2 rRNA genes (1 of these 2 cut by a window edge) are annotated in these 2,500 nt (G+C 53.7%); both read left to right on the top strand.

The annotated features are described in order from the left end of the window. Positions 1–1,938, top strand: a 23S ribosomal RNA gene (locus SOM47_RS14020); it begins 943 nt to the left of the window's first position. A gap of 168 nt (positions 1,939–2,106) precedes the next feature. Then, positions 2,107–2,221: ribosomal RNA gene (gene rrf / locus SOM47_RS14015) — 5S ribosomal RNA — on the top strand. Positions 2,222–2,500: the final 279 nt, after the last annotated feature.

The following is a 2,500-nucleotide window of genomic DNA, read 5'->3' as shown; positions in this document are numbered from 1 at the left end:
CGTCCGTCGTGAAAAGGGAAACAACCCAGACCCACAGCTAAGGTCCCAAATTCACTGCTAAGTGGAAAACCATGTGGAAAGGCACAGACAGCCAGGAGGTTGGCTTAGAAGCAGCCACCCTTTAAAGAAAGCGTAATAGCTCACTGGTCGAGTCGGTCTGCGGGGAAGATTTAACGGGGCTAAGCAGTGAACCGAAGCTTGGGGTGTGCATATTTATATGTACGCGGTAGAGGAGCGTTCCGTAAGCCGTTGAAGGTGGATTGAGAAGTCTGCTGGAGGTATCGGAAGTGCGAATGCTGACATGAGTAACGATAATGCGGGTGAAAAACCCGCACGCCGAAAGCCCAAGGTTTCCTTGCGCAACGTTAATCGGCGCAGGGTGAGTCGGCCCCTAAGGCGAGGACGAAAGTCGTAGTCGATGGGAAGCAGGTTAATATTCCTGCACCTCGCGTAAGTGCGATGGAGGGACGGAGAAGGTTAGGCGTACCAGGCGTTGGTTGTCCTGGGGAAAGGCGGTAGGTTTGGATCTTTGGCAAATCCGGGATCCTTTAAGACCGAGCACCGAGACGAGCCTTTAAGGCGAAGTCGCTGATACCACGCTTCCAGGAAAAGCTCCTAAGCTTCAGCTTACGCAGACCGTACCGTAAACCGACACAGGTGGGTAGGATGAGAATTCTCAGGCGCTTGAGAGAACTCGGGTGAAGGAACTAGGCAACATGGCACCGTAACTTCGGGAGAAGGTGCACCCTTTTTGGTGGCTCATGCGAGCTATAGCTGAAGAGGGTCGCAGTAACCAGGCCGCTGCGACTGTTTATCAAAAACACAGCACTCTGCAAACACGAAAGTGGACGTATAGGGTGTGACGCCTGCCCGGTGCTGGAAGGTTAATTGATGGGGTCAGCCGCAAGGCGAAGCTCTTGATCGAAGCCCCAGTAAACGGCGGCCGTAACTATAACGGTCCTAAGGTAGCGAAATTCCTTGTCGGGTAAGTTCCGACCTGCACGAATGGCGTAACGACAGCGGCGCTGTCTCCACCCGAGACTCAGTGAAATTGAAATCGCTGTGAAGATGCAGCGTTCCCGTGGCAAGACGGAAAGACCCCGTGAACCTTTACTATAGCTTTACACTGAACGTTGAGTTCGTCTGTGTAGGATAGGTGGGAGGCTATGAAACTGTGGCGCTAGCTGCAGTGGAGCCAACCTTGAAATACCACCCTGTCGTGCTTGACGTTCTAACCTAGGTCCATAATCTGGATCGGGGACCGTGTATGGTGGGTAGTTTGACTGGGGCGGTCTCCTCCTAAAGAGTAACGGAGGAGCTCGAAGGTACGCTCAGCGCGGTCGGACATCGCGCACTGTGTGCAAAGGCATAAGCGTGCTTGACTGCAAGATCGACGGATCAAGCAGGTAGGAAACTAGGACTTAGTGATCCGGTGGTTCTGTATGGAAGGGCCATCGCTCAACGGATAAAAGGTACTCCGGGGATAACAGGCTGATACCGCCCAAGAGTTCATATCGACGGCGGTGTTTGGCACCTCGATGTCGGCTCATCACATCCTGGGGCTGTAGTCGGTCCCAAGGGTATGGCTGTTCGCCATTTAAAGTGGTACGCGAGCTGGGTTCAGAACGTCGTGAGACAGTTCGGTCCCTATCTGCCATGGGCGTTGGAGATTTGAGAGGGGCTGCTCCTAGTACGAGAGGACCGGAGTGGACGAACCTCTGGTGTTCCGGTTGTCACGCCAGTGGCATTGCCGGGTAGCTATGTTCGGAAGCGATAACCGCTGAAAGCATCTAAGCGGGAAGCGCGCCTCAAGATGAGATCTCCCGGGGCACAAGCCCCCTGAAGGAACCATATAGACTATGTGGTTGATAGGTCAGGTGTGTAAGTACAGCAATGTATTGAGCTAACTGATACTAATGATCCGTGCGGCTTGACCATATAACCTCAAGTTGCCTTGGCCGACATGACATGTCGATAGATCCAAGTGCACGCTACGTCACAAGACCAAACGAGAGGCAGGCGCCCAGGCGCGTCTCTTTGTAAAGCCAGCACACTCGTGCCCGCTCCCTGCAAAGACACGCTCTGCGGCGACACTCCAAAAGCCTCCCTGGTGAAATTAGCGCTGTGGAACCACCCGATCCCATCCCGAACTCGGAAGTGAAACGCAGCTGCGCCGATGGTAGTGTGGCTCAAGCCATGCGAGAGTAGGTCATCGCCAGGGTTTATACCCGAGAACCCCGTTGCTTGCGCAACGGGGTTTTCCTTTTTTTGCAAGCTGTCGATTCTTCGATGACTTACATCAACAACTTCAAGTAGAGCTTCAAGTTCTTCTCACAAGTTGTTGACAAGCTCCAAAAGCCTGCCATAATAGGCGGCTCGCAACGACGAAACGCCTTCGGGTCGGACGTCGAAGCAGCAGAGTCAACAACGCTTCGCTACGGCGAAACGGCCTTGAAAAAAGGTGTTGACGAAGCGGAAAAGCCGGCTATAATGGGCGGCT

Source organism: Stenotrophomonas sp. CFBP8980, assembly GCF_034046095.1.
Taxonomy (GTDB): domain Bacteria; phylum Pseudomonadota; class Gammaproteobacteria; order Xanthomonadales; family Xanthomonadaceae; genus Stenotrophomonas; species Stenotrophomonas lacuserhaii.
Note: the sequence above shows the minus strand (reverse complement) of the source record. Positions and strands in the feature narration are given on the sequence as shown.